The organism is Parachlamydia sp., assembly GCF_050255895.1.
Classification (GTDB): domain Bacteria; phylum Chlamydiota; class Chlamydiia; order Chlamydiales; family Parachlamydiaceae; genus Parachlamydia; species Parachlamydia acanthamoebae.
The window spans coordinates 13,441-38,531 of record NZ_JBFWIR010000026.1; the positions used below are offsets into that span (position 1 = coordinate 13,441).

Annotated in this window: 18 protein-coding genes and 1 pseudogene; 7 read left to right on the forward strand and 12 right to left on the reverse strand. The window is 39.4% G+C overall.

All coding sequences use genetic code 11. The features are described 5' to 3' along the window. Positions 1-80: 80 nt before the first annotated feature. Positions 81-1,538 (reverse strand): DegQ family serine endoprotease, encoded by a 1,458-nt coding sequence (locus AB7E63_RS06135; RefSeq protein ID WP_006340464.1) that lies wholly within the window; start codon positions 1,536-1,538, stop codon positions 81-83. A 117-nt stretch (positions 1,539-1,655) separates the two neighbouring features. On the opposite strand from AB7E63_RS06135, the gene AB7E63_RS06140 reads away from it, so the two are divergent. From AB7E63_RS06140 to mnmA, 3 genes are all read left to right on the forward strand, one after another. Then, a complete protein-coding gene (locus AB7E63_RS06140; protein ID WP_428418970.1) occupies positions 1,656-2,183 on the forward strand; it encodes a hypothetical protein in 528 nt (175 codons plus the stop codon). 98 nt (positions 2,184-2,281) lie between these two features. Beyond that, entirely contained in the window at positions 2,282-3,574 is a 1,293-nt protein-coding gene (locus tag AB7E63_RS06145) for a dicarboxylate/amino acid:cation symporter (RefSeq protein WP_006340462.1), read from the forward strand. Between the two features lie 5 nt (positions 3,575-3,579). Continuing rightward, positions 3,580-4,707, forward strand: coding sequence for a tRNA 2-thiouridine(34) synthase MnmA (gene mnmA, locus AB7E63_RS06150; RefSeq protein ID WP_006340461.1), 1,128 nt, complete (start codon positions 3,580-3,582; stop codon positions 4,705-4,707). Here the strand turns inward: mnmA and AB7E63_RS06155 are convergent. The 6 genes from AB7E63_RS06155 to AB7E63_RS06180 form a co-directional block, all read right to left on the reverse strand. Beyond that, the gene (locus tag AB7E63_RS06155; RefSeq protein WP_144016261.1) at positions 4,704-4,907 is read right to left on the reverse strand and encodes a hypothetical protein; all 204 of its coding nucleotides are present in this window, start codon (positions 4,905-4,907) and stop codon (positions 4,704-4,706) included. The two genes, mnmA and AB7E63_RS06155, sit on opposite strands and share 4 nt — an antisense overlap. Positions 4,908-4,985: 78 nt before the next feature. Beyond that, positions 4,986-9,977 carry an RHS repeat-associated core domain-containing protein gene (locus AB7E63_RS06160; RefSeq protein ID WP_006340458.1) on the reverse strand — a complete coding sequence of 1,664 codons (4,992 nt, stop codon included), beginning with the start codon at positions 9,975-9,977 and terminating at the stop codon, positions 4,986-4,988. A 31-nt stretch (positions 9,978-10,008) separates the two neighbouring features. Further along, entirely contained in the window at positions 10,009-10,755 is a 747-nt protein-coding gene (locus tag AB7E63_RS06165) for a glycosyltransferase family 2 protein (protein ID WP_006340457.1), read from the reverse strand. A 41-nt stretch (positions 10,756-10,796) separates the two neighbouring features. Continuing rightward, entirely contained in the window at positions 10,797-11,357 is a 561-nt protein-coding gene (locus tag AB7E63_RS06170; protein WP_241208967.1) for a peroxiredoxin, read from the reverse strand. A gap of 101 nt (positions 11,358-11,458) precedes the next feature. Continuing rightward, on the reverse strand, positions 11,459-12,223 hold the full coding sequence (locus tag AB7E63_RS06175) for a hypothetical protein (protein ID WP_006340455.1): 765 nt from the start codon (positions 12,221-12,223) through the stop codon (positions 11,459-11,461). Position 12,224: 1 nt separating this feature from the next. After that, positions 12,225-13,010, reverse strand: a complete 786-nt coding sequence (locus AB7E63_RS06180) for a hypothetical protein (protein ID WP_100067482.1) — start codon at positions 13,008-13,010, stop codon at positions 12,225-12,227. Between the two features lie 248 nt (positions 13,011-13,258). Here AB7E63_RS06180 and hemB point away from each other — a divergent pair, with 248 nt between their 5' ends. Further along, a complete protein-coding gene (gene hemB, locus AB7E63_RS06185; RefSeq protein WP_428418978.1) occupies positions 13,259-14,179 on the forward strand; it encodes a porphobilinogen synthase in 921 nt (306 codons plus the stop codon). Between the two features lie 43 nt (positions 14,180-14,222). On the opposite strand, the gene AB7E63_RS06190 is transcribed toward hemB, so the two are convergent. Then, positions 14,223-16,373, reverse strand: coding sequence for a YjbH domain-containing protein (locus AB7E63_RS06190; RefSeq protein ID WP_036745952.1), 2,151 nt, complete (start codon positions 16,371-16,373; stop codon positions 14,223-14,225). A gap of 248 nt (positions 16,374-16,621) precedes the next feature. On the opposite strand from AB7E63_RS06190, the gene AB7E63_RS06195 reads away from it, so the two are divergent. Then, positions 16,622-17,944, forward strand: a complete 1,323-nt coding sequence (locus AB7E63_RS06195) for a hypothetical protein (RefSeq protein WP_006340450.1) — start codon at positions 16,622-16,624, stop codon at positions 17,942-17,944. On the opposite strand, the gene AB7E63_RS06200 is transcribed toward AB7E63_RS06195, so the two are convergent. Both AB7E63_RS06200 and AB7E63_RS06205 read right to left on the reverse strand, forming a co-directional pair. Continuing rightward, complete coding sequence (locus AB7E63_RS06200) at positions 17,941-19,332, reverse strand: Na(+)-translocating NADH-quinone reductase subunit A (RefSeq protein ID WP_006340449.1); 1,392 nt, start codon at positions 19,330-19,332, stop codon at positions 17,941-17,943. The genes AB7E63_RS06195 and AB7E63_RS06200 overlap by 4 nt on opposite strands. A 128-nt stretch (positions 19,333-19,460) precedes the next feature. Further along, positions 19,461-20,423 carry a hypothetical protein gene (locus AB7E63_RS06205; RefSeq protein ID WP_006340448.1) on the reverse strand — a complete coding sequence of 321 codons (963 nt, stop codon included), beginning with the start codon at positions 20,421-20,423 and terminating at the stop codon, positions 19,461-19,463. A 120-nt stretch (positions 20,424-20,543) separates the two neighbouring features. Between AB7E63_RS06205 and AB7E63_RS06210 the strand changes: the two genes are divergently transcribed. After that, positions 20,544-21,800, forward strand: coding sequence for a hypothetical protein (locus AB7E63_RS06210; protein ID WP_006340447.1), 1,257 nt, complete (start codon positions 20,544-20,546; stop codon positions 21,798-21,800). A gap of 155 nt (positions 21,801-21,955) precedes the next feature. Here AB7E63_RS06210 and AB7E63_RS06215 read toward each other — a convergent pair. Both AB7E63_RS06215 and AB7E63_RS06220 read right to left on the reverse strand, forming a co-directional pair. Beyond that, a pseudogene (locus AB7E63_RS06215) lies at positions 21,956-22,441 on the reverse strand (RluA family pseudouridine synthase); the annotation flags it as partial. Beyond that, a complete protein-coding gene (locus tag AB7E63_RS06220; protein ID WP_006340446.1) occupies positions 22,438-23,271 on the reverse strand; it encodes a TrmH family RNA methyltransferase in 834 nt (277 codons plus the stop codon). The gene AB7E63_RS06220 and the pseudogene AB7E63_RS06215, both read right to left, overlap by 4 nt. A gap of 138 nt (positions 23,272-23,409) precedes the next feature. Here AB7E63_RS06220 and ade point away from each other — a divergent pair, with 138 nt between their 5' ends. Further along, positions 23,410-24,987 (forward strand): adenine deaminase, encoded by a 1,578-nt coding sequence (gene ade / locus AB7E63_RS06225; protein WP_428418976.1) that lies wholly within the window; start codon positions 23,410-23,412, stop codon positions 24,985-24,987. Positions 24,988-25,091: the final 104 nt, after the last annotated feature.

The window sequence follows — 25,091 nt, forward strand, 5'->3', positions numbered from 1 at the left end:
AGCGCTGAACCTCAACAGCAGGTTGAAGCATCACGAAGAAAAGCTTAAAGGGAGAGAAGTATTTTCTCTCCCTTTTGTAATTAATCGACTTTAATAGAAACGAAGCGGGTAAATCCACCTTGCTTAATTAAGAGTAAAACAGGTTTTGAGGGATCGCTGTCTTTCAGAATTTGTTGGAATTCTGCCACAGTTGTCACCGTATTTTGATTTACAGCCACAAGAATGGCACCAGGGCGAATACCTGCAATATAGGCAGGGCTGCCGGGACGTACTTGTGTAATCAAAAGACCACCCTTGAGTCCTGAAATGCCCAACTTTTGGGCCGTCTCTGGTGTGATGTTTTCAACCTCTAGGCCAATTTTGTTGTCGGCGGCAATGAGTTGAGAAGGATGCTCAGGAAATGTTCCAACATCAATTGGAATTTCTAACGTTTTGCCTTCTCGTAAAATTGTTAAGTTTAGCTTTGTCCCTGGTTTCATAAAGGAAACAGCTTTACGTAAAGCTGAAATATGTGCGACGGGATGGTTGTCATATTTTAAGACAATATCGCCCTGACGCAACCCCGCTTTTTCTGCAGGGGATCCTTTAGAAATATCTGAGATTAAGGCACCTTCCATTTTGGTCAAACCAAAAGCTTGGGCGAGATTTTGATCAATCTTTTGCAAGGTGACGCCAATAAAGCCTCTTGTGGCTGAACCGCTCGAAATTAATTGATCCATAATATTTTGGGCGATGTTGCTTGGGATGGCAAAGCCGATGCCCATATAGCCCCCTTGATTGCTGACGATGGCTGTGTTGATTCCGACAACCTCCCCTTTCATATCTAAAAGAGGCCCACCAGAGTTACCTCGGTTAATAGCTGCATCTGTTTGAATGAAGTCTTCAATTGTTGCAATGTCTAGGTTATCCCGTCCTGTGGCGCTGATCACCCCGACTGTTAATGATGCTTGCAATCCCAGCGGATTTCCAATAGCAATGGCCCATTGACCTGGCTGCAATTCATCTGAATCGGCCAGTTTAAGATAGGGTAGACTTTCAGCTTCAATCTTTAGAACGGCAATATCGGTATTTTTGTCTTTACCAACAACTTTTGCGGGAAATTCACGCCCATCAACCAACATGGCCGTAATTTCCTTGGCGTCTGTAATCACGTGGTTATTTGTTAAAATATACCCATTATCAGAGACAATAAATCCAGAGGCTTGACCTACTTGATCTTGAGAAGATTTTTTCTCGTTCGATTTAGGTAATCCGAAGAATTGTTGCCAAAAGTTTTCATTAAATAAGTCTGTTTCATCTCGCTCTGATTTCTGAAAGGGAGATGAAGGTGCGATTTTGACGCGGATCGATACTACCGCTGGTGTTGCTTTTTTGGCCACATCCACAAAATCGAGAGCCATAATTTTGGGGCTTTCATGCTGCTGCTGAATTTCCGTCGTTGTGGCGGAAAAAGCAGGATGAACATACAGGGAAAAAGTCGTTAAAAGAAGACTGCAGAAAATTTTTTCAAATTGTGTAAAGGAAGATTTAAAATTCATAGCGCTGTTTGCTCCTATTGATTTTTATTTCTTTAAGAAATCATGATTCTATCTATTGATGGAAATTCATGCAATGCTCAAGCTTACGTGCAATCTATCTATTTTAATGGAATTTCTATGATTAAAATTCGCACGAGTATTGACCCTGCATTTAAACGAAAAAAATTACTGAGAGGCACCTTGATTGCCGGTTGCGGAGCCTTGATTTTATTTGCAGGTATGTTTCTTCCGCCCCTTCAGTTAGGCAAATGGGGATTGTGGATATTTCTTGTGGGAACTTTGTTGATAGCTTTAGGATTACTTCCTTATCGAAGACTGACTCTTTTAGAAACGACTCCTAATGAGCTGATACTTGAACAAGATTCTCTCTACTTTAATCAACGAGGTCATCCAGCTTTAATGATTCCGCTTGAAAGTGTGGAAAAATTGACCTGTGGTAAAGAAAGAGATCAGATCGGGTTATTTGTTTCTTTAAAGCGACCACTCCCTCAAAAGGTGCAGCTTTTATCAAATCGTTTAGATAATGAAAGTTGTCAGTGGGTAGGGAATACAAGTGCTATTTTTTTCCCTCATTTTAGCCCACGCTCCTGTAATTATTTGATCGAAGAGTTTCAGGAAATACACTCTTTAGATGAAGATGAATAAAAGTCTGCATTCAGCTGCATCTGACTCTTCCACTTAAAGATTTTTTCGTTTATAATTTTTACAGTTATAAATCTTTACACCTTCATTTACTTAAACTTATGAAAAACAACATCCTTTTTCAAGTATTTGGATCTATCTTTTTAGCTGTGATTGCTGGACTTATGACAGGCCCAGACCGAGCGATTTTTGGCGTGACATATCTTCAGTTGTTTACTTTGATTGGTCAACTTTTTTTGAATGCCCTGACTTTAGTTGTCGTTCCTCTTGTTGCCTCTTCCATTATCATCGGAACAGCTCGATTGGGTTCAGAAGGATCTTTTGGGAAATTGGGAGTTAAAACGTTTGGTTACTTCATGACAACAAGTTTGTTAGCGATTGTAACTGGTTGGTTATTAATGATGGTTTTCAGCCCGGGAAGTTTGCAAGAAAGTCCTGCCGCCTTGGTTTCTGTTGTCGAGAAAGCACGCTTAGTCGCATTGGAGCAGCAAACCCAAGGGAACGTTTTTAGCACAATTGAGCAAATTCTATTTAAAATTGTTCCTTCGAATATCTTAGCTGTGGCTTCTCAAGGTCAGATGCTTGGATTGATTTTTTTCAGTTTGTTGTTTGGATTCTTCAGTGCAAAAATTGAGCCTGAAGCAGCGTCGATTGTGCAAGGATTTTGGAGAGGAATTTTCCAGATTATGATGAAAATGACGCAAATGGTCATGAAGGCTTTGCCCATCGGCGTTTTTGGATTGGTGGCAAAAGTTGTGGCTAGCACAGGTTTAGATTCTGTAAAACCTGTTGGGATGTTTTTTTTAGTTGTGATCCTCGGGTTATTGATTCACGGATTGATTATCCTTCCGCTTATGTTACGTTTTATTGGGGGAGTAAATCCTTTCCTGCATTTTCGCGCCATTGCTCCCGCTTTATTAACGGCTTTTTCAACGAGCTCTACTGCCGCAACATTGCCAATTACGATTGACTGTGTGGAAAAACGTGCGGGTGTTTCTAACCGAATCTGTAGTTTTACAATTCCTTTAGCAAGTTCTGTCAATCTTTCCGGATCAGCCTTGTATGTATGCTGTGCGGTCCTTTTTTCTGCACAAGTTTATGGGATTCATTTAAGCTTTGTTACTCAGCTATTAGTTGTTTTGATGACCTTGCTGACCTCCCTAGGAGTGGCAGGAATTCCTTCAGCTAGTTTGATCTCTGTGTTGATGATTTTACAGACCCTTGGATTACCTGCGGATGCCATTGGAATGATTCTAGCCGTTGAACGATTGCTGGACATGAGCCGCTCTGTCGTGAACGTATTTGGCAATACCTGCTGCGCCGTTTTGGTAGCCCGTTCTGAAGGAGAAGCAACAGATTTAATTAAACATCTTAAAACCTCGATTTCGGCGTGATTCCTATGTCATCTCAAAAAACTGTTGTTGTTGGAATGTCAGGAGGGGTAGACTCCTCGGTTTCTGCTCTTCTTCTGAAAGAACAAGGCTACAATGTCATTGGCATGTTTATGAAGAATTGGGATGAAACAGATGAAAATGGCGTTTGCCCAGCTACACGTGATTTTGAAGATGTTGTCAGAGTATGTGACCAAATTTCCATTCCTTACTACTCTGTGAATTTTGTTAAAGAGTATTGGGATAACGTTTTTTCCCATTTTATCGAAGAACTCAAGCAAGGGCATACTCCTAATCCGGATATCCTATGTAATCGGGAAATCAAGTTTAAAGTCATGCTGGATAAAGCTCTTCAATTAGGGGCTGATTTCCTCGCAACAGGGCATTATTGTCGCAATTATCTCGCCGAGAGCCATACCCAGTTGCTCAAGGGGCTAGATCCTGGCAAAGATCAAAGCTATTTTTTGTATGCGATTTCTCAACGTGCATTGCATCGTGCTTTATTTCCAATTGGAAATTTACAGAAAAGTGAGGTACGGGAGATTGCGCGAAAACATGGACTTTCCACTTCAGAAAAAAAAGATAGTACGGGTATCTGTTTTATTGGTAAAAGAGACTTTAAACAGTTTTTAGGGCAATATCTGTCTTTTCAAAAAGGGAACTTTGAAAATGTTAAAGGAGATGTTGTAGGACAACACGATGGAGTTGCTTACTATACCATTGGACAACGCAAAGGTTTAGGCATTGGAGGCCAAGGGGATGCTTGGTTTGTCGTTGGGAAAGATGTGGAGCGAAATGTTGTGGTGATTGATCAAGGAACCCACCATCCCGCCCTTTATGCCAGCACTTTGACGGCGACCGATTTACACTGGCATTCTCCGGAACTCCCTAAAACGCCTTTTACTTGCCGAGCGAAGATTCGCTATCGACAGACTGATCAAGATTGCGTGATTGAAAAAATGAGCGAAGGTAGAGTCGAGGTTCGTTTTCCGATTCCTCAGCGTGCGATTACTCCGAGGCAGTCGATTGTTTTTTATGACGAACATGTTTGTTTAGGTGGAGCGATCATCGAAAGGGCTGGACCTACTTTGCACGAGCTAGGCTTAAGCGTCCCTATCCAAAGCGAATCTTTCTAAATTTGCCGCTCCAATTGCTTAGAGCGGCAAATTCTAAAACTACGAGTGGCTTCGACGAGTTTTTGAGTTGTGACTTCATAAACAAGCTCTAGAGACCATTTTGGACTACGATCTCTATCTAGCCAATTAATGGTTCTTTGCAAATCATTAATCACATCCATGCAAAGACCTTCGTTTTCTCGATTGGTGATTCTGCGCACAAGCCATACTAAACGTGGACAAAAGGCTATGAATGAAGCGGTTTTTTTTCTTCAGTTTTTACTGAGTTTTAATGATCTTTAATAATCAGGGCTTGGGTAGCTTTGCAGAAATTTAATTCCCAATATCTTGAGAAGATCTGTATAAGTTACCCACCCGATCAAATGGTCAATGAGAGGGATTCCTTTTAGGGTTCCCACATAGCTGACATTCGAAGTTTGGGAAAAAATTCCTTTAATATAGCCTACAGGGTCAAATAAAGACACTCCATCTCGCTTGCTAACGTAGTTGAGGACATTTTCAAAACCTTGATTAGAAAAAAGCGTGGGAGATCCTATCGTAAAAATTCTCAACATCCGCTTCTCTTCAGGTGTTAGTAATTGAGCAGCCGTAAAAGTATCTGTACCGCCTAAACTGTGTGCATAATGGATAATGAGGCCCCCATTTTCGGTTCCACCCATCTCTTGAATCATGTCTTTCCAGGTACGTGCGAGCTGTCGAACATGGGGAGAAAGGTACCCAATTTTTGACATGAAGGCTTGTAATAAATCAGGAAAAAGACCTTGGGTGGGGCGAAAGACATAATGAATATTTTCTCCTCCATGCGTTTCAGATACAATCCGCAGGGTCGAACTAAAATCTTCGTACGTATTTAATATTCCATTGATCATGGTGACTCGTACTTGATCACTAAATTCTCCATGCCCATAGGTGCCAGTTTCAGAAGGATAAATATAAAAGCCTGTCAAATTAAAGAAAGGGCGTGCGATGAGGTGCTCAGAGCATTTTTTTAAACAACGTTTTAACGAAGATGATCCAAAAGGTAATGCGAGCCATTGGGTGAAATTTGCATATTTCTGAAAGGCTGTTTTGAGTGAAAATAGCCCATATAAATCGACATGATTAAGAGGGTTATTATTGACATAGGTGTAAAAATTTGGAGAGTCTGCGCGTAAGGGATCTGGAGTAAGCCAGCGTCCGTTTTTAGGATCATAAAATCTTTTTCCAAAGAAAATCAATTGCGTTTCGTCTTCTCGATATTTACTAGAAAATCTCCAAGGATTTGCTGATGGGCTCAATGGCACTTGTTCATTTTTTGCATTGTAAATCTGTTCCTCTCCAAAAGCAGAATATTGGTAGCTTTCCACAATCTCAGCTGTTTCAGTATCGACTAAACAAGTGATAGAGCCTCGATGATCACAAATAGGAGCGTACACATTGTCGTGAATTTCCAAGGCAATAGCAGCTCCAATTTCAGCTCCCATTCCTTGACCTAAAATGCGTAGTTTTTGGATATTGCCTTCTGGATCGATTTCTCCAATTTCACGGTCTTCGTCGTATAAAAAGTGGATTTGATGGTGTGTTTGCCATTCATTTTCCGAAACATTAAAAACTTTAATAAGCTTAGAAAGACGTCGATTGAAACAGTCATATTGATATTCGATGAGATATTGATGATCTGTTTTGAGTTGAATTAAACGGTCTAAAGCATCGTAAGTATAGGAAATATGTTGTTGACTTTGAATTTGAGCTGTACAGTTTCCATTGGGATCATACTCAAAAGATTGCTCAGAAGTATCTAAAAGTTGAAATAAATCGTCATATTGATATGCGATATGATCTTTTTCCTGACATTGGAATAGGGAATCAAAAAGATAAGAATGCTCGAAGTAAGAAGATTGCTCCTGGATGAGCTGGTCCAAGCAGTCATACGAATACTGCGCATTTAAAGTTTCATTGTTGTGAGTGATGATGGTTGCTTTAAGATTATCTGCAGTATCATAAAATAATTTTTCCTTAAAAAAAGGAGAATTGATCTCTTCACAGCGTCCGTCCTTATTATACTGATAATGGATTGTTCCCAATCCTTGAATCAATTCCGAAGTTTCCAATTGTCCATGGATATCGAAAGAATAAGTATGCTGATAGCAAATTTTTCCTGATGGTGAGACACGTTGAACTTTCTTAAGAAAAAGAGGGTTGTAGGTATAAATAACAGCTGAATCATCAGGAAGAATGACTTTAGTCTTTCTTCCTTTGGCATCATATTCATGGATCATCTGAAGACCGTTACCTAGTTCTTCATCAGTAAGAAGACCCGTAGAAGAGTAGGTTCTTTTAGTCGTCTGCTTTAAGCGATGATCAATCAATTGGGTAATCCGGTTTGCTGAATCGTAGGCATAGGAATAATCAATGGTTCCGTCTGAAGAGAATAAATGCTCGATCAAACCCCTGCCATTATAGATGGCCATAAGTTCAACGCCATTAGGCTTGATTGTTTTGACGAGTTTGTCCTTGTCGTAGATGTAATAGGTCGTACGCTGACAAGCAAGACCACTTCCTTCTATATGCTTGAGCAAGTGGTTACCAGGGCCGTACTCCCATTCATGGATAATTGAATTTTTATCATTTTGCGATTTTTGCCAAATTTTGTTTCCGACAAGGTCATAACGATATTCCTGCTTAAACAATAATTCTCCAGAAGAGGATGTTTTGGTCAATGCCACCATTCTTCCTAGTGCATCGTAAAGCAAGCTGATGAGGTTTCCATTTTTATCTGTCTCTTCAAGTAGCAAAACATTTTGACCCAGGGAATTCACCCATCGTTTTTCGTTTAAAGGTTTTTTAGTCGACGTGTCAGTTTTGGTTTCATACAAAATTTTGCCTTGCTGGCTTTCTACTACTGAACCTTTTTGATGATAAATAGTCTTCGTATAATATTCTTTGTTGGGGGCGATCCATTCTTCGGTAGAGACAAGTTGTTCGGTTGCATCGTAATGACAAATCGTATGAACAGATGTATCGGCTGTATGTTGAATTTGTCCAATTTGTTTGCCAGAAGGGTCATACAAGTGATCAATGACGACTCCTGAAGGCGCGATTACCGTCTTTAAGTTGCTTGTAGAATAAATGGCTTGAGTGCCTTGTATGAGAACACTTTGAGCATCAAGTAAGCTAGCTTTGGTGACCCTTCCTAAAAAATCTCTTTCGTAAACAATTGAGCACCCATTTTTCATGTTCCATCTTTTTAAAGACCCATCTAAAGAATATTCAAATGACTCCTCAGAGAGATCTGGATAGGTAATTTTTAACGGCTTTCCTCGAATATTGTAGGTCGTAGATGTCATTTCTCCTTTGGGACTAACCATGGAGGTAATGTGATCAAAAATATCGTAAGAATATGTTAAAACAGGGTGTATCTTTTCTCCTTGTTCATTTTCAACAGCAGGAGAGATGGTTTTTACCAAACGATTCAATCCATCATATTCAAAGGAGGTGGCATTGCCATACCCATCATCTTCGGAAATTTTATTCCCTTGCAGATCATATGAAAATAGCGCCATTTTTGATAATCGCGCAGAAGAAAAAAGTTCTTGTCGAATGAGACGGTTTCGAAAATCATAATGATTCACAACCTCTTCCGAATCCCCTGATGGTAGTGTTTTCTTATTCAAGAGGATGTTGCCATAAAGATCGAATTTATATTCTTGAGTCCAAGAGGGCGTTGCCACATACGTTAAATTACCCAGATGATCATAGTTTTGAACTTCGGAAAAACTGAAATTTTGATGGCTGTTGAAAATATCTCTACGGATCAGTTTATGATTTGTGGAATAAAAATGCTGAATCCTTTTGATCAGATGTTCTGTTTGATCACTTAGATCGAGATATTTCTCTTCAATGCTATCAGTAAGCCCTACAAAAGGACCTGATTGGAATAAATGGATGTAAGTGATCTGTCTTTCAGAGACGTGTTTTAAATCATCGGGATCATATGAAGAACCATCATCGGTGATAGTTTTAATCAAGATATCATCAGCGTTGTAGTCATAAAACTCTCTTATGCGAATTCGTTCTTGATCATGGTAGAATTTACCTTTTAACAAGTGATTATCATAAACAAAGGATAAAGAAGAACCGTTATCTCCTTTAATTTGAACGAGATTGTTATCTTTGTATGTATAGTAAGAAGAGTAATGTTCAATAGCGGGGTTCTTCGGGATGCCGTGTTCGTCTAGGATAATGGGACTAGGACAATGACCTGACAAATTTCCATACAACGTTTCTTGAATTAAGCTTCCTTCTTCATTGTAAAGGTAGCGTTGACAGAGCCAAACGTTTCCTTGACTATCTTCAATCGTCTTTCCAATAGGTGCTTGGATTTTTAAGTTGCTATCCCAATAATACTTCTCCGTGCGATATAAAATGGGATCTTGGACATCATCTTTCAAATAATATTCGACAGCGGTAATCTGGCCATAGCCATTGTAGTGATACGTGGTCTGATTGTTTAGAGCATCAAAAACTTCTGTTTTACCTGGCGAATAAACCAAGGACACGGTTTTAACAGGTGTCTTATCTATGCCATGTGGTTGCCATTGGCATTTGATCTTACCGCAACTAAAATTTCTTAATGGACTCTCTTTAGAAGGAATAGAATCTATTTCTTCCTGATCATAATATTCTGTTTGAACAAAATAGCCTTCAGACCCTTCTTTGTGTATCAAAAGCATCTTTTTTTCAAGAGGGTGTTCTTGATATTGATATCTCCAAACCAATCCGGAGGGGAGTTTTGCTTCTTCTAAAAGATGAAAAATTTGATTTTTAGAATTTGTATGAGAAGCATAAGAGTATTTTAGGTTTTGTCCGTCATGACTTTTGACATGGCATTGTAGTGGATGATCCTGAGTGTAAGAAAAGGTAATCTGTTCATCATGATTTGAATGAATTTTGATTAAACGACCTTGAGCATCATATTCAAGCTGATTATTTACTTTTTTATCGTTTGAAGAGCTTTGATAATGGGGATAGTTAAATTGCCAACCGTGTTCCCAAGGACTCGTTGCGCGTTCTTGAGGGAAGTAAATACGTTTTAAAGTTAATGAAGAGGCTCCGCTGGTAGCCAAATCTGTTTCCGCTTCGTAAAGCGTACCGTTGATAACATTGATGGCATGATGAAGGTAAAGATGAACAGGGGCGTTTTCAATATGTTCAGGAGTAGATAAAGAAGTCTGAAACGAAAAAATTCGGCAGCAAAGCGTTAGAAATAAAAATAAAAATATGTGTTTCATAGTTGTAATTAAGCAAGTTAAAGGCTAAAGATTAGCATTTATCGCTTTTATTGGCTTCATAGAGTTTCAGGTACTTATAAAAAGCTGTATTGGCATTGTATGTAGAAATGACAAAACCTTCATAGCCACCCATAAAACCTCTTTTTAGAATATAGCTTTTAAAAAAGGCAAAAGAGCTGTGGAGAATAGCTTTAGTGATGGAAGAAGATTTTTTCCCCTGATTTTGTTTGGCAAATAATTCAGAATAGGATTGCATTTTGCTTAAAAAATCGGAGAGGGAGCCATAAGAATAATGGATAAGAGGAGATTGCAAGGCAATTTTTGTTAGCTGATCTGTTTGAATAGCCTCGTGAACTTGAGCATTGGTAAAACTGGTTTTTTTGCGATGATATAAGCGGTATTGACGGTCAGGATACCAGCCACACCAGCGAATAAACTTTCCGTTAAAATAGTTATGGCGGGGAAAAGAATAGACACAGGTATCGGAAAGAGGGGTTTGTTTAATTTCGGCAATCATCTCTGGTGTGACAATTTCATCGCTATCGATCGATAGGATCCAATCATTTTTAGCTAAATGAGAAGCGTGGTTGTGTGTGGGGCCGAATCCGCTAAAAATTCCTTGATGAATAGAAACATTCGAAAATTGTTTAGCAATTTCTAATGTTTGGTCGCTTGAACCATTGTCAAAGATGACCACTTCATCAAATGGAGAGAGAGGTTCTAAAACCTCTCGTAGATACTTTTCGCTATTTTTTGTGAGGATGGTTACACTAATCATACAATCGTCATTTGTTGCTGGAGAATAGGAAGTCTAAAATATCAGGAATCGTGCTTCTTTTCCAAAGATTCTTTCTCGATCTTTTTTATGATTTCAATCGGAAAATCTATATCTCCTTCTTCGAAATCCTCCACAACTTTTTGTACAGCTTGATAGACCCTGTCAAAATGGCCTTCAATATTAACAGGACGTTCAATCCAGCGGATAATTCCATCCATATCGATCACAAAAGTTGCCCGTTCTGGAATTTTGATTGTTTGCCCATTTTCTACTTTTTCTCTTAGGGTGTCAAATTTCTGAGCTAGATCCAAATTGTCATCACACAGTAATGTGAAATTGAGTTTGTGCTTGCTGATAAATTTCTGGTGAGATTCTGCTGTATCAGGGCTGACACCTACGACAAGCGTATTAAGTTTATCTAGGTCATCCATTCTATCGCGGAATTCGCAAGCTTCTTTCGTACAACCAGGAGTGTCATCTTTTGGGTAAAAGTACAAAACAAGAGGGCTGCCAATTAAATCTTCTTCGGTAACTTCAAAGCCTTCTTGATCTTTAATCTTAAACTGCGGAAGGCCGTCTCCCACATTCACTCTGTATTTCATGATGACCTCTTTGTGTTTAAATGGATTTATGACAAAGATCATAGAAAGAAGCATGTTGGTCGTCAATCATATTTTTTTTAACGATCTGAAAACGAGATTGTTTAACTGTTATCTCGAATGAGTTTTTTCCAATAGGATTGATTGTTCGGGGAAAGGGAGGGGGTGAGATCTTTATAGCGCACAGGCCATTCATGAAAGGTTTGTGTATCAACAAAAGCTATTTTCCCATCTTTGGAAAAGGGGATATTGTCTATTTTAACGCAATCATGAAGCCCAATATTCTTTAGGATGATAAAAAGACCTTCGAGATATGTTTGTGTAACAGAATCACTTTTCCAATATTCTGCATTTTCCTTATCAGAAAAGAGGCTCATATCTTCTTCAACAAGAATAAAATTTTTTCTTAAAAATTCTTCAGGCGGGGCAGGATCTTCAGGCAAATTATAAATCCATTTTTTTGGCACTTTAAAATGGGTTTGAAGTCCAAGTCGGAGAATTTCCTGTTCAATTAATTGAGCTCCATGGATACGCATTAACCAATATTCGTATTCAGGAAGTTGTTTGTAGTATTTTTGAGCATCGACATAAAGCTTAAAAATGTATCCAGGAAAGTCTGGATGGGTTGTAACGAGAAGGCGAGTGAATTTGCGCGGTTTACATTTTTTAAAGCCCGCCTGTTCCAGAGTTTTAAGATTTAGAATGACTCGATCGGAAGAAAATAGTTGATCTAGACTTTCTCGAATGGGGTGATCGTTAGGCAGCAAGTGAGGAGCGACTTTTTTCCAAATGGGCTTTTCGAGGTATTGGGGAATCTCACTGTAAGTTTGAAATGTTAGACAGCATAGAGTGATGATGAGAGTTAGCATTTTAAAAATCAAGGAGGAGCCCTCCATACCAACCACTGCCGGTTCCGACGTTTTCTCCCCAAATGTGATGAAAATATCCACCTCTGAGATAGAACATGGAGGTTATTTGCACCAAACTTTCACACTCAACTTTTAGCAAGCGATAATTGGGTTCGAGTAAAATGGACGGCCCCGAAAAAGGCTTTGTTCCATTAAATACACCGTAGTCTAAATGTAATCCTCCTGAAGCTTGAAGCCAAGACAGTAAATCATAGCCAATTCGGATATTCGCACGAATTTGATCAGAAGGAAATCCACTATAAAGACGATATCCAACCAAAGATTCGACCCAACCAGGATGTTGATTAAACTGAAAATATTGGATGGCATGTAAATCAAATTCAGAGCCAAAACGTCCGTATCTTAAGGAGTCCTTGGCTTTTCCAACCGGAATTAAGAGAAGAACTTGGCTCGAAATTTCAAATGCTTTCCAGCAGCTGAAGGCATGCCTCCAACCAATTTCAACATCTTGAAAACCAATGGTTTTCCCATTCATGCTCTCATCGATGCAGGAATAAGCAGCCCATCCGATCAGTGTATCGCGACTTGTTAAACCATATTTAAGATTAGCCGCTTCTGTTTGAGCTCTAAAATCATTATAAGTGGGGAGTCGTTTTCCTTTTCTGTTCCAAAAATGGTCTGTTTTGTAAGCTAGGTAATCTAGAGACGCAACGAATTCCCCTTTTTCCTTAATAAAGGATTCAGCATGGAGAACTTCGAGCATCGCAAGAAAAAGGATCGAAAACAAAAAGATATTCTTGAAAAGCATTGGGTGACAAAATTTAAATTTAAAAATATAAATTTACATCTAGCACAAGATTGTCGTTTTGTCTAGCAACTGAATAAAAAAAATGGATAAGAGTTGTGACTAAAGGATTTGCTATGCTAATACAACCCTCATTGAATCTTTAAAAAAAAATTACGATTCTTGTTGATAAACGTTTAATAAGTAATCTTCGAACTCCCGCTATACGTTCACTTTTACAATAAAAATATATTCAATCACAACAGCTTTTAGCGCCTTTATTCATATTGGAAGGAAGAAATCGGGAAGAGCCCATTGCAAGTATGCCGGGTATTTCTCGCCTATCTATCGATTTGTTAATTCAGAAAGTTATCAAACTATATGAGTTAGGTATTCGAGCCGTGGATCTTTTTCCTGTGATTTCAGCAGATGCGAAAGATACATTTGGTTCAGAAGCTATTCGTGAAGGTAATCTACTACAACAGGCCGTTTATGAAATCAAAAATGTTCTTCCTGAACTATGTGTTATGGTCGATGTTGCCTTGGATCCCTACACAGATCATGGTCATGATGGATTAGTAGATGATAAAGGAGCCATTCTCAATGACGCGACCCTAGAAGTTTTAGCTCGAATGTCCATTTTGGCCGCCGATGCGGGTGCAGACATTATTGCACCTAGCGATATGATGGATGGTAGAGTGGCACATATTAGAAAAGTATTAGATGCGCATGGGCATATCGAAGTGAGTATTTTAGCCTATGCCGCTAAATATGCTTCGGCTTTTTATGGTCCTTTTCGCGATGCCCTTCAGTCAGCGCCCAAATTTGGGGATAAAAAAACATATCAGCTAAATCCAGCCAATTCTAGAGAAGGAATTCGAGAAAGTTTATGTGATGAAGAAGAAGGGGCTGATTTCTTGCTTGTCAAACCCGCTTTGGCCTACCTAGATCTGATTTATCGAATAAAAGAAGTCTCCCACTTGCCAATTGCGGCCTATCATGTCAGCGGGGAATATGCCATGATTATGGCAGCAGCTGAAAGAGGCTGGATTGATGGAGATCGTATTTTGGCGGAAAGCTTAATTTCTATCAAAAGAGCAGGAGCAGATTTTATTTTGACATATGGGGCGGAGCGGATGGCAGAGTTGCTGAAGTCAGGATGGAATTTTTAATCTAAAATTTTGGAGCAGAGAAAGTCATTCTCTTTCTCTGCTGTTAATCTTGTCGACTTTCCCGAATAGTTCTGAAGAGGGAATCGCCTGTAAATGCGAATACCCCAATATCCCTCAACCACGCAGATAAGCCATAGCCCCAACGTTTCCGGTCACTATGCGTATATAAGATATCCAAAGGCATTGATACTGCTACTCCACGATCTTGGTAACGAGATCCATTGATGTAATCTTTAGCGCTGGTGCGCGTATACCAAAAAGAAACCTGTAAACCACTATCAAAATAGCGGGTTACTTCGAAACGGGTTCCCCAGTCATTGGCTAAAAATTTCCCCCATTTCACATGAAAATCCATATTTAAAGGTTTGCAGTCGTAATGCAGGTTTGCAAAATACTGCTTTCCTAAAAACCTTTTGTAAGTTGGCACAAATCCCTTCAGCTTTCGAATTTTGTTGGTAAAGCCAACGCCATGGTAAGATCGTTTTTTTAATACGGCACCCTCTATCCCAATCGCAAAAGGAGAGCAAACTGGATAAAATAAGACTTCCGATGCAATTCCTCCATAGGCTTCTTCAAATAATCCTGTGGAGACACGCGAAAACCATCCTCTTCCCATGTTCCAATTTTTTTGAAGATAAGCTTGATCCAGAGTAATTCCCTTTTGTTGGTAATAACGAATCACATCTGTGCGCACATTAATGAGCTGGGAAGGATTCAGGCGGTCCATATCCTTGATATCCCCCAAATTTGAGGCAAAGGCATATCCTAATAAAACCGTATAGTAAACATCTCCAAGTAGATAGCCGTCAAAAGCGATATTTAATCCATATAAATACTTAAATTTTCCGGAAGAACTCCCAAAGAATGTATGCATTTTTGGAAATAGCTCAATATTAAATAGATCGCGCGGTTTTTCAAAGATTACGCGGCTACATGCAGGACTTGAGAAGCTGACATCACATAGGGGACTCAAAACATTTAATTCGGGAGTCGCGATCTCTTTAGCTGCAAAATCGTGTAGAAAACGGACTGCGAAGTGGTATTCTTGTAAGGGAAGTCCTTCAGCCTCAATAACCACAATAATATGGTCGATATTGGTAGGAGAAAGATGAGAGAGTAGGTTGTTTAAGCGTGTTCGAACTTCACATTGCGTGCGATAAACGCGGTTTTCTACATGAATGCGAAGCGTCGTTTGCCCATAGCAGTCGGGTGAAATACTCATTTTGATAAGGTCAAAGCCTTGCTCGTCAAAAGGGTAGATCAAATCTTGAATCATCGCCATCTCAGGGCGTCTATCCCCAAGAGGCTCAATATTTTGTGGAGCCTGATAAGGAATGGGGTTATTAATTTTTGGGAAAAATCCTTTGGTTGTTCCAAAATTGTAGTTGGCTGAAGCCGAAAAAGCGAGCTTGCTCCCTCGTACTTGGCCAACTGAGAAATCAAAAATATCCCATAAGCGATACTTGATTCCAAAGTTAAATGAAGATTTTTTATCTCTACCGTGCGGGTGTTTCTCAATGCGATGATCATGATAGGGGATGGCGTCGTATTCTGCGACGAGCGCGAAATTTTTCAAAAGTGGACTACAATGCTGTCGGAAAGGGATCCAATGGACACCTCCAAAAAGACCGCGGATGCGATGCCAACCCCAGCCTAAGCTAATCTCAAGATTTTGAGGCAGAAAGACCTGTGTAAAAACGAAATAACGCGCTTTAAAGGCGCTGGTGCCCATAAAATCTTCTAAACCAAAGGCTAGTCCTGGCAGAGAATAGTCGCTATCCTCGGGCTTCAAAATCGCAAATTTGACGTTTGCTCCTTTATCAGAAAGATCACCAAATCCATAAGGACTCAAAATGGGATCTCGGATGCCTCTAAACACGCGATAATTACCGGAGATTTCTAGCCGATCTAAAACTTGAAAGCGCAGATTGTAAGTATGATAAGGAGGAACATAAGAGAAGCCTGCTCCAATTTCACCCTCTTGGCCCATGCGAGCTGAAGGCATGTTTAGATAGCCTCCTTGCAGCAAGTGATTGAAAAAGATTGGCATGCGGTCGTTAATGCGACGATTCCAGTAGTCAACAATCAGGAGGTCGTCGAAAAGATTTCCTGAAGCTGTTGGAGCTGTCCAAGTTGTGGAAAAAGCAGAAGAAAACACAAACATGAAATAGAAGAAGTAAAGAATGTGTTTCATATGTTTCAATTTAGACTTAGAAAAGTTGCGATTTGAGAGTATTACATTACCTATAGAAGCAGGAAATTGCAAGAATTTGATGCAGAAATGCGGTTTTTATTAATTTATTAATTAAGATTTGAATTGTGTAATTAAAAATTTAATTAAAAAACGAATATGTTACAATAAGGATAACTAAAAGAAATTTGAAAAAATAAATAATTTTGAAATGTTTTTTTTTCTATCAATTTTCCTCTTAAGGGGGAGCCATGGAAGACAAAAAATTCAAACGGCTGATGTCTCAGAACGATTTGCTCGTTTTCTTTTTTAAAAATCATCCCATCTCCCCTCAAACGAAAGCAAGAAATGACAAGCTAAACTATGCTTTTCGACAAATTAAAGATGAAGAAAGGGTAAGTGGAGCAATCAATGCGCTGTTTTATCATGTTCCAGCCCATCGTTTAGCTTTTTTTGAAGAAAAGAGTCCTCAAACAGTTAAGCGATTGTTCATCGTGGCTGAGGATCTTTTGGCAGGGAAATTTGGTTCCATTGGTGTGGAAGCTGCTAAGACCATGACAAATTTACTTTTTCAGGAAAAAATTCTACAAAAGCTGATGCTCATTGACCTGCTTTTATCAGATCAAGAAGCGCAAGAATGGCCAGAAGTTTTGCTCCCCTTAGCTGACGATCAACATTTTAAAAAAATGGTTGCATTCCTTTCAAGGCTGAATCCTGAACAGTTGGGAGAACAGATTTTTTCATCCGATAAATTGGATTCGTTAGTCGAAACGCTTTTTTGGAGAAGAGAAACGTATTTAGCTATCGAGCAGCTACTGCGCAAATATCTATCTAATTTGTTAAATCCTTCGCATGTTGCAGTGGATTTACTAATCGAGCATGAAGAACCGATCGAAAAATCAGTCAAAGTTGTTGAGCAAATTAAAAATCCTACAGAAAAATCAAAATCTTTGGTCAGTATTATTAAACGATTAATGCAGACCAATCGGATAGAAAAGGCTTTGGATACAGTCAGATCTATTCAAGTAGATAAAGTCCGAACTAAACCACTCGTTCAGCTGATCGATCAGTTACTCAACCCGAGCCGTTCACAATTTGAAAAAATGTTGTACGCAAATCAAGTTGAGCAGGCGATTGGTCTTGCGAAAAATGTCAAAGATGTTATCGAACGGGACAAAATCCTACAGAAAATTGCGTATACACTTGCCAAGAAAGATCAGCTGCACATGGCAGAAGAAGTTACTGCTTTAATTTCTAATAAGGAAGGACGAGAAGCTTCCCTAAGTAGTATTGTCAATGCACTTTCTTCGATTCATCGCTATAAACAAGCCAAAATTTTAGCGGCCTCCATCAAAGATCAAGATTTTCGCGAAGATGCATATAGCTACATTGTTAAAGCATTGTTGCTAGATCATCAGATCGATGAAGCCATTGCTTTTGTTGAATCCATTGAAAATTCGATTGAACGATCAAAGGCTGCCAAGATTTTGCTTAGCAGCTTCATTTCGCATCATGATTTAGAACGGTCTGACCAAATTCGAGAAAAGTTTGAACTTGTCAGACAACGGCTTTAGCTTGATAATTCTTTCGCGTATTGACGTAAGCCATTTTTGATGATTTCAGTCATTTCCATTTTGGAAGGACAGACGAAGGTTGGCAAAGCAAAATCTTCACTATCTACTTCTAACAATCCAAGAATTTCAGCAAGATCGTAATCTTCTGCCAAGACAGATTTGACTAGCTCCATACAAGGAACTTCTAGAGGCATGACTTTATTGTAAAGCGAACTGTCGATAAATGCGCGATGTTCCCCGTGCCGATTTGTCGTAAAATCATACTCGCGGTGAGAATTATCGAAGTGGCCAGAAGCATAAGCACGGCTAAAGGAATACTTATCCGTTCCCAAACGGAAGAAGTGCAAAAATTCCCGTGTTGTGTTTTCGGGGACAATTGAAAGCGCATGGTGGTAAAAACCCAAAAAGTCGTCAGCTTCTGCTCGCTCTCCCATCAGAGGATCACCAGAAATAAAGCGGTTAAAGCCTTTACGGATTTTGCCAGCGACTAAGCGGTTAATAGGATAGCCTGAGCGAACCTTATAATACCCAATTTGGTTATCAATAACACCGGGGCCGGCGATGCTAATCACACGTTCCGCCAAGATTTTTCCATTTGTTAGGAAATAGCCAATGGCAGCGACATCGGCTGCAGTAAGAGTCCATAAAATATCTTCTGGCGAGCGGATCGGATCGATGTGTTGGATATGCAAAGACACATTCCCAATGGGATGTGGCCCCTTTACTGTGTGTTTTTCAACATGTTGTGCTTGTAAAAATGCTTGAGATGGGGTGTCTTCTTTGTAAACGAGATGGACTTTTCCTGATGTTAACTTAGCTAAAGCATTGAGACCTGTTTGAAAATCTTTTTCATGACCCTGGATTTGAAGTTCTGCGGGAGGCACAAAAGGTGCAGATTCGACTGCTTTTACAAAAATAGCCCTAGGGACTTTTTCGGGATTGGCCAGAGTGTTAAACGGTCTTGAGCGAATATAAGCGAATAATCCACCTACTTTTAAACGTTCAATAATGTCTTCTTTGGACGCTTTATCTAAATCTAAAGGAGAATAGGTTTGGTATTCTTCCTCTTTTGCGACTTCAATCACAATATCGAGAAGGCGTCTCTTAAGTCCTCTGCGAATTTCTTTAATTACACCTGCAGCTGGAGAGACAAACATACGGCCTGTTGCTTCTTTATCTTCAGCAAGAGGCTGTCCAATTTTAACTTTTTCATCCACTTTAGCGAGCAGCCTAAATTTGGTCTCTTCGAAAGGCTTTAAATTAAGCGAAATCAAAACGGGTTGATGCGCTACACCGGCTTCTCCAGAAGCGATAAGAGGCTTAATTTCTCCAGAAGGTTTGCCTTTAATAGGAATATCAAGGCCTTTGGTAATGTTTATTTGCGTCATTCATAAACCTCATGTCAATGGGAAGAATCTATTTTAGATTAAACCATGAACTTAATAAAAATCAGAGATTTTTCGCAAGGAAGGTGTTTAGAAGAAATCATCTTATTCAGGTTCAGGACATGCGGATTTTACAAAAGACTCGCAGATGCTTGCAGTCGATAAAAACGGGTATCAGACAGTTGGGAATGAGTCTGGTATATTTTAAATGCAGCAGAGAAAGCGTGTGCACGGTGAACACCGGATAAATTCAGCAAGCCTGCATTGGGATCGTAAAATAATTCCAATCCATTTTCTTTAATGTAGACCATGGAATGTCCGCAATGTTCAAGCTTTTCATTGTCGCACGGTTTAATCATTCGAATGAAGTAAGTACCTTCAGGTAATTTAGCCACTTCATTTTCAATTTCTTGTGTCTTACGCGCGCTATGCATTGTAAATGCTTCCGAGGCATAATTGATCATGAAGTGGTGCAAGTTAGCTAAGGACTGGATTTTATTTTTTGAATAGTCAATAGAATAAGTGGGTCGTGTGACTTGAATCGTATTGAAAGCAGCTTGCCGAATGCGCATTTCCGTGTTGCTTTTTGCGAATTTTTTGCCGATTTTTTTCATATGCGTTAAGACTTGGTGATTTGGAAGCCCCTGGGTTTTCTTTCGCACTTTAAAATATTCTTCGGCGAATGCCAGAGACATTGCAGAACATGTACCCCCTTCAATTTGGGATGGAATATAATTTTCATTAAAGTCAATTCCGGATGCCCGCTCTTGTTTAAGTTGATGGAAAACTTTCACTGCTTTTTGAGTGGCCACTTTGCCAGAACAGCCATATTGGCTTCCCTTAAAGATCCAAGGATTTTGAGGAGTAGAAGGAGATGAAGTTCGTTTATATTTAGCGAGACTCCCTTCAATAATGGTGGCAATGAGTCCTACGAAAGGGGTCAATTCAATAGCGGCAATGATTCGATGTCCCCATTTTTGGGAAGGATGTTTCTTGGCTTCTTTTAGATGCCTTAATCCATACTTAGATACAAATATAGTTTGTAATGCATCTAATTTAGAAAGATTGTAATCGGATAGTATGTAATTATACATAAAAAAAATTATATCATAGTTATTTGTTTAAAATCAATTTTAATTAATTTCCTATATGGAATTGCTCTGCTGAGATAGATTTCTTTCTGTTATTTAAGAAATTTGTTAGGATGCATAAAAATGAGCATAAAGGTTTTTGCAATGGGTACGATTTTTTCTGCTTTGCTGAGTTTATTTCTTGTAATACGTCCTCTTCACATAGAGGGGCGGGAATCTGAATGGCTATTTGCGAGTATTGTTGGATTTGTGGCCATTATTTTTCTTCTAGTTCTTTTTCTATTAATGACGATGGCGTGGACTCCCTTGGGAAAAGCGGAGGAAAATTTTACTTGGCGTATTTTGGAACTTTATCAAAAAGATACAAACAATTTTCTGGCAACTGTCTGGGTTGTTTTTTTTCTGATAGCCTCTATTGCGTGTGTATTAGATTTAATTTGGGCCCACCAAATTCCTTCTGAATATATGATTCCCCTCTGGGTACTTTTATTTGGGATCACAATTGATGCTTGTTTTTATAAAGTCAAAAAAGTTTATGCGTATTTGACCCCTTTTGGCGTCATTCAGATGTTTGCCAATCAAGCTAAAAAAAGCGTTCAAGATGAAAAAGAACTTGATCTTTGCCATTGGATTGAGGCCCTTTCTGAAGTCGCATTTAAAGCACTCGAAAGACTAAGTACGTCTGTTTGCCATGAGTCAATTAATGAAATGCAAAAAACCATGCGTTTCTTTTTAGAATCTTCCAAAAGCATTAGTCATCATGAGCAGGACTCTCAATCACTTGCCATGGGTGTAAAAGATAAAGTGGGATATACCCTATTTTATTTTTTTCAAAGATTGGAATTGATTCATGAAAAAGCTGTGCAGTCAAAGTTAGAAATGACTTCAGAGCAGGTAATATCTGCCTTAGGAAAATTGACACTGGATGCTGCCAAATATGATCTGTCCGTTGTCAGTTATCCTGTCCATTATATCGGGAAATTTGCCTTAAAATCTCAAGCTGCAGAGCTATCTGAAGTGGGCACGAAAGCAACATTGATTTTGGTGGAAGTAACGAAGGCGATTGTCAGTCAGGTCGATCTGTCTTATCAAGAATTGCAAGAACCTTTTTTAGCGATTATTAATAATCTTGAGAAAATTGCCAAAGAAACATTTAGGCAAAACAAATCTATCAACTTAAAACTGCTTGTGCAGCCTTTTAAAGATCTTAAAGAGCTTTTTGAGAAAAATGAGAAAATTGCAAATCATCAAGATAAGCCTGTGCTAGTACAAGCCTTGGATCGGATTATTGATGAATTCAATACGCTAGAAGTTGTTTTAAAGACAATGCCACCTATTTCAGACTTTAGCTTATCATCAGAAAGCGGCAACGGCCAATAGTTTGGCAAAGGTGCCTTAAACGTCAAAGATGTATTGAGGGTTGGGTGTGCAATGACAAGCTGGTGGTGATGCAGAGCGATAAGACCAACTTCTAAATTTTTAGTATTCCCATACCTTAAATCACCGATGATCGGACATCCAATGTGGCTAAGCTGTGCACGAATTTGGTGATAACGTCCTGTGATCAAGTCAATCTTTAAAAGCGAAAGAGGACCTTGCTGGTGGATGATTTGGTAGTCTAATCGAGATCGTTTAGCATCATCAACAGGATGATTATAAACTTTGGCATGATGATGATCATGGGTCAAGTAATGCTCTAAAATGCCTTCAGATTGAGAAATTGGGCGATCAATACAGGCAAGGTAGGTCTTTTTACAGTGTTTTTCGCGCATTTGTTTAGAAAGTCTGGATAAAGCTTTGCTTGTGCGCGCAAATAACAATATACCACTTGCGGGTTTGTCTAAACGGTGAACTGCATGTAAAAAAATATTGCCTTCTTTATTTTTATCCTGTTTAACCCATTGTTTGCATAAGGCTTCTAAGCTTTCAGGATTGAGATCTGTTGGCTGCGTGAGCAGACCAGCAGGTTTATTGACAACGAGGAGATGGTTGTCGGCATACAAAATATCGATATCGCTCACTTCTTTCCCTTTCGCTGTCTCAGAGCTTCATAAAGCAGAATCGTTGTGGCCATTGCAACATTGAGAGAGTCGGCAATTCCGTACATTGGAATGCGCACTTGGATGTCTGCTTGTTCCATCCATTGAGGAGAAAGGCCGAGTTGCTCTGTGCCAACTGCGATTGCCAGAGGTCCTGTTAAATCGATATCGGCTAATTCTTGTTTAGCGTGGGGCGTTGCTGCCAAGATAGAAATTCCTTTTTGCTTAAGCCATTGCAACGTTTCTGCACCTTGCGATTCAATAACAGGAACTGTGAACAAAGTTCCCACACTTGCGCGAACCACATTTGGATTATGAATATCGGTGCAGGCATCGCATACAATCAATGCATCTAGGCCTACTGCGTCGGAGCAGCGTAAAATGGTGCCCAGATTGCCAGGTTTTTCGATGGCTTCCGCGACAATGAGAAAAGGATTGTTTTGGTTTTTAAGTTGTTTACCTAAATCTTCTAGAGATAGATGGAATTGAGGTGCGATGGCAATCAAGCCATCTGGTCGGTCTCTGTAGGAAAGTTTCTTAAAAACAGATTCTGTGCATTGGTAGAGAGAGGCACCTGTTTTGGCGATTTTTTGTATCAAGCTTGCTTCATTAGTGCCCAAATAAAGTTCAGGACAAAAGAAAAGCGTCTCCATTTTTCGACCCGCATCCACTGCGCGTAGAAGTTCTCGATAACCTTCAATGAGAAAAAGATCGGTTTGTTTCCGAGCATGTCTTTCTCTGAGCTTAACGGCTTGTTTGATTTTGGGATTTTGCAAGCTCGTAATGAGCAAAGGATCTGCTTGATTGTTCATAATGGGCAAAAATGCTTATCTAAGAATTAGTAGTAAAAATTTAAAATATCTGTTTTCATAGAGAATATGATAGTCAAATAGAGATCTTTTATCAAATGAAATTTGTTAAAATTGGTAACAATAGACAAAGGAAGGATAATGATGAAAGAGTTTACTTTGACAGGAAATATTGTAGATATTCTGTCTAAAAAAATTTTCCCCGGTAGTGTCACCGTGCGCGATGGAAAAATCGTAGCTGTGAAATCGCAAGATAAAATCACTTCTCAACAATTCATTTTACCAGGATTTATTGATGCGCATGTGCATGTGGAAAGTTCGATGCTTGTGCCTTCAGAATTTGCACGCCTAGCCGTACCACACGGTACAGTTGCGACCGTTTCCGATCCCCATGAAATAGGCAATGTGTTGGGAATTGAGGGCGTGCGTTACATGATTCAGAATGGAAATCAAGTCCCTTTTCATTTTTATTTTGGAGCCCCATCTTGTGTGCCTGCGACATCCTTTGAAACATCTGGAGCGACGATTTCCGCTAAGGAATTGCGTGCATTATTTGAGCAGGACAAATTGAAATATTTAAGTGAGATGATGAATTATCCGGGAGTATTGGCACGAGATTCAGTTGTAATGGATAAAATTCAGATCGCCCAAGAGCTCGGTCTCCCTATTGATGGGCATGCGCCAGGATTAAAAGGAACTGAAGCGGAGAGATATATTTCTGCAGGGATTTCGACAGATCATGAATGCTACACTCTTGAAGAGGCCCTGGATAAGATAAAATATGGGATGAAGATTCTCATTCGTGAGGGTTCTGCTGCCAAAAATTATGCAGCCCTGCATCCTCTCATTGAGTCTCATCCACAGCAAGTCATGTTTTGCAGTGATGATAAGCATCCACATGAACTAGTTAAAGGGCATATTAATCAATTAGTTAAACGATCCATTGTCGAGTACGGCTATGAGGTGATGGATGTTTTACGGTGTGCGTCATATCATCCAGTTGAGCATTATAAGTTGGATGTGGGACTCTTGCGCGTGGGAGATTCTGCTGATTTTATTGTGGTGGATAATTTACGCGACTTGACGATTTTACGCACCTATATCAAAGGACTGTTGGTCTCTCAAAGAGGGGAATCTTTGATCCATTCGATTGAAAGTGATGTTGTAAACCACTTTAATGTTTCCATGAAAAAAGAGGAGGATTTTACTATCCAGGCCACAGCTGACATCATTCAGGTGATTGGGGCCCTCGATGGAGAGTTAATTACAAAAAAACTACAAGCTAAGGCAAAAGTTGTCGGAAATCATTTTGTTTCGGATCCTCAGCAAGATGTTTTAAAATTAGTTGTGGTTAACCGATATAAAGAGGCTCCTATTGCAGGCGCGTTTATTCATGGTTTTGGATTAAAAGAGGGGGCCTTAGCTTCTTGTATTGCGCATGATTCTCACAATATTATTGCAGTTGGGGTATCAGATCGAGAACTTTGCCACGCTGTGAATGCGGTGATTGAGAATCGAGGTGGAATTTCAGTGGTAAATCAGGATTCGGTCGATGTTTTACCGCTCCCTATTGCCGGAATTATGAGTCATCAAGATGGCTATCAGGTAGCTAAAAGTTATGCACAATTAGATGAAAAAGTGAAACAACTTGGAAGTCCCTTGCATGCACCTTTTATGACACTCTCCTTTATGGCCCTTTTGGTCATTCCCTCTTTATAATTGAGTGACAAGGGGCTGTTTGATGGAACAGCCTTTAAATTTACATCCTTAGGGCTGGATACTGCTATCAAAACTTAGGGCGTTATTTTTCCTGGTAATCCAAC

What these genes read in the sequence shown, in the direction of transcription:
- AB7E63_RS06170 (WP_241208967.1), bottom strand. Translation starts at nt 11,357, where the DNA reads ATGAAATACAGAGTGAATGTGGGAGACGGCCTTCCGCAGTTTAAGATT.
- AB7E63_RS06190 (WP_036745952.1), bottom strand. Translation starts at nt 16,373, where the DNA reads ATGAAACACATTCTTTACTTCTTCTATTTCATGTTTGTGTTTTCTTCT.
- AB7E63_RS06160 (WP_006340458.1), bottom strand. Translation starts at nt 9,977, where the DNA reads ATGAAACACATATTTTTATTTTTATTTCTAACGCTTTGCTGCCGAATT.
- AB7E63_RS06135 (WP_006340464.1), bottom strand. Translation starts at nt 1,538, where the DNA reads ATGAATTTTAAATCTTCCTTTACACAATTTGAAAAAATTTTCTGCAGT.
- AB7E63_RS06210 (WP_006340447.1), top strand. Translation starts at nt 20,544, where the DNA reads ATGAGCATAAAGGTTTTTGCAATGGGTACGATTTTTTCTGCTTTGCTG.
- AB7E63_RS06205 (WP_006340448.1), bottom strand. Translation starts at nt 20,423, where the DNA reads ATGTATAATTACATACTATCCGATTACAATCTTTCTAAATTAGATGCA.
- AB7E63_RS06195 (WP_006340450.1), top strand. Translation starts at nt 16,622, where the DNA reads ATGGAAGACAAAAAATTCAAACGGCTGATGTCTCAGAACGATTTGCTC.
- ade (WP_428418976.1), top strand. Translation starts at nt 23,410, where the DNA reads ATGATGAAAGAGTTTACTTTGACAGGAAATATTGTAGATATTCTGTCT.
- AB7E63_RS06165 (WP_006340457.1), bottom strand. Translation starts at nt 10,755, where the DNA reads ATGATTAGTGTAACCATCCTCACAAAAAATAGCGAAAAGTATCTACGA.
- mnmA (WP_006340461.1), top strand. Translation starts at nt 3,580, where the DNA reads ATGTCATCTCAAAAAACTGTTGTTGTTGGAATGTCAGGAGGGGTAGAC.
- AB7E63_RS06220 (WP_006340446.1), bottom strand. Translation starts at nt 23,271, where the DNA reads ATGAACAATCAAGCAGATCCTTTGCTCATTACGAGCTTGCAAAATCCC.
- AB7E63_RS06200 (WP_006340449.1), bottom strand. Translation starts at nt 19,332, where the DNA reads ATGACGCAAATAAACATTACCAAAGGCCTTGATATTCCTATTAAAGGC.
- AB7E63_RS06175 (WP_006340455.1), bottom strand. Translation starts at nt 12,223, where the DNA reads ATGCTAACTCTCATCATCACTCTATGCTGTCTAACATTTCAAACTTAC.
- AB7E63_RS06145 (WP_006340462.1), top strand. Translation starts at nt 2,282, where the DNA reads ATGAAAAACAACATCCTTTTTCAAGTATTTGGATCTATCTTTTTAGCT.
- AB7E63_RS06140 (WP_428418970.1), top strand. Translation starts at nt 1,656, where the DNA reads ATGATTAAAATTCGCACGAGTATTGACCCTGCATTTAAACGAAAAAAA.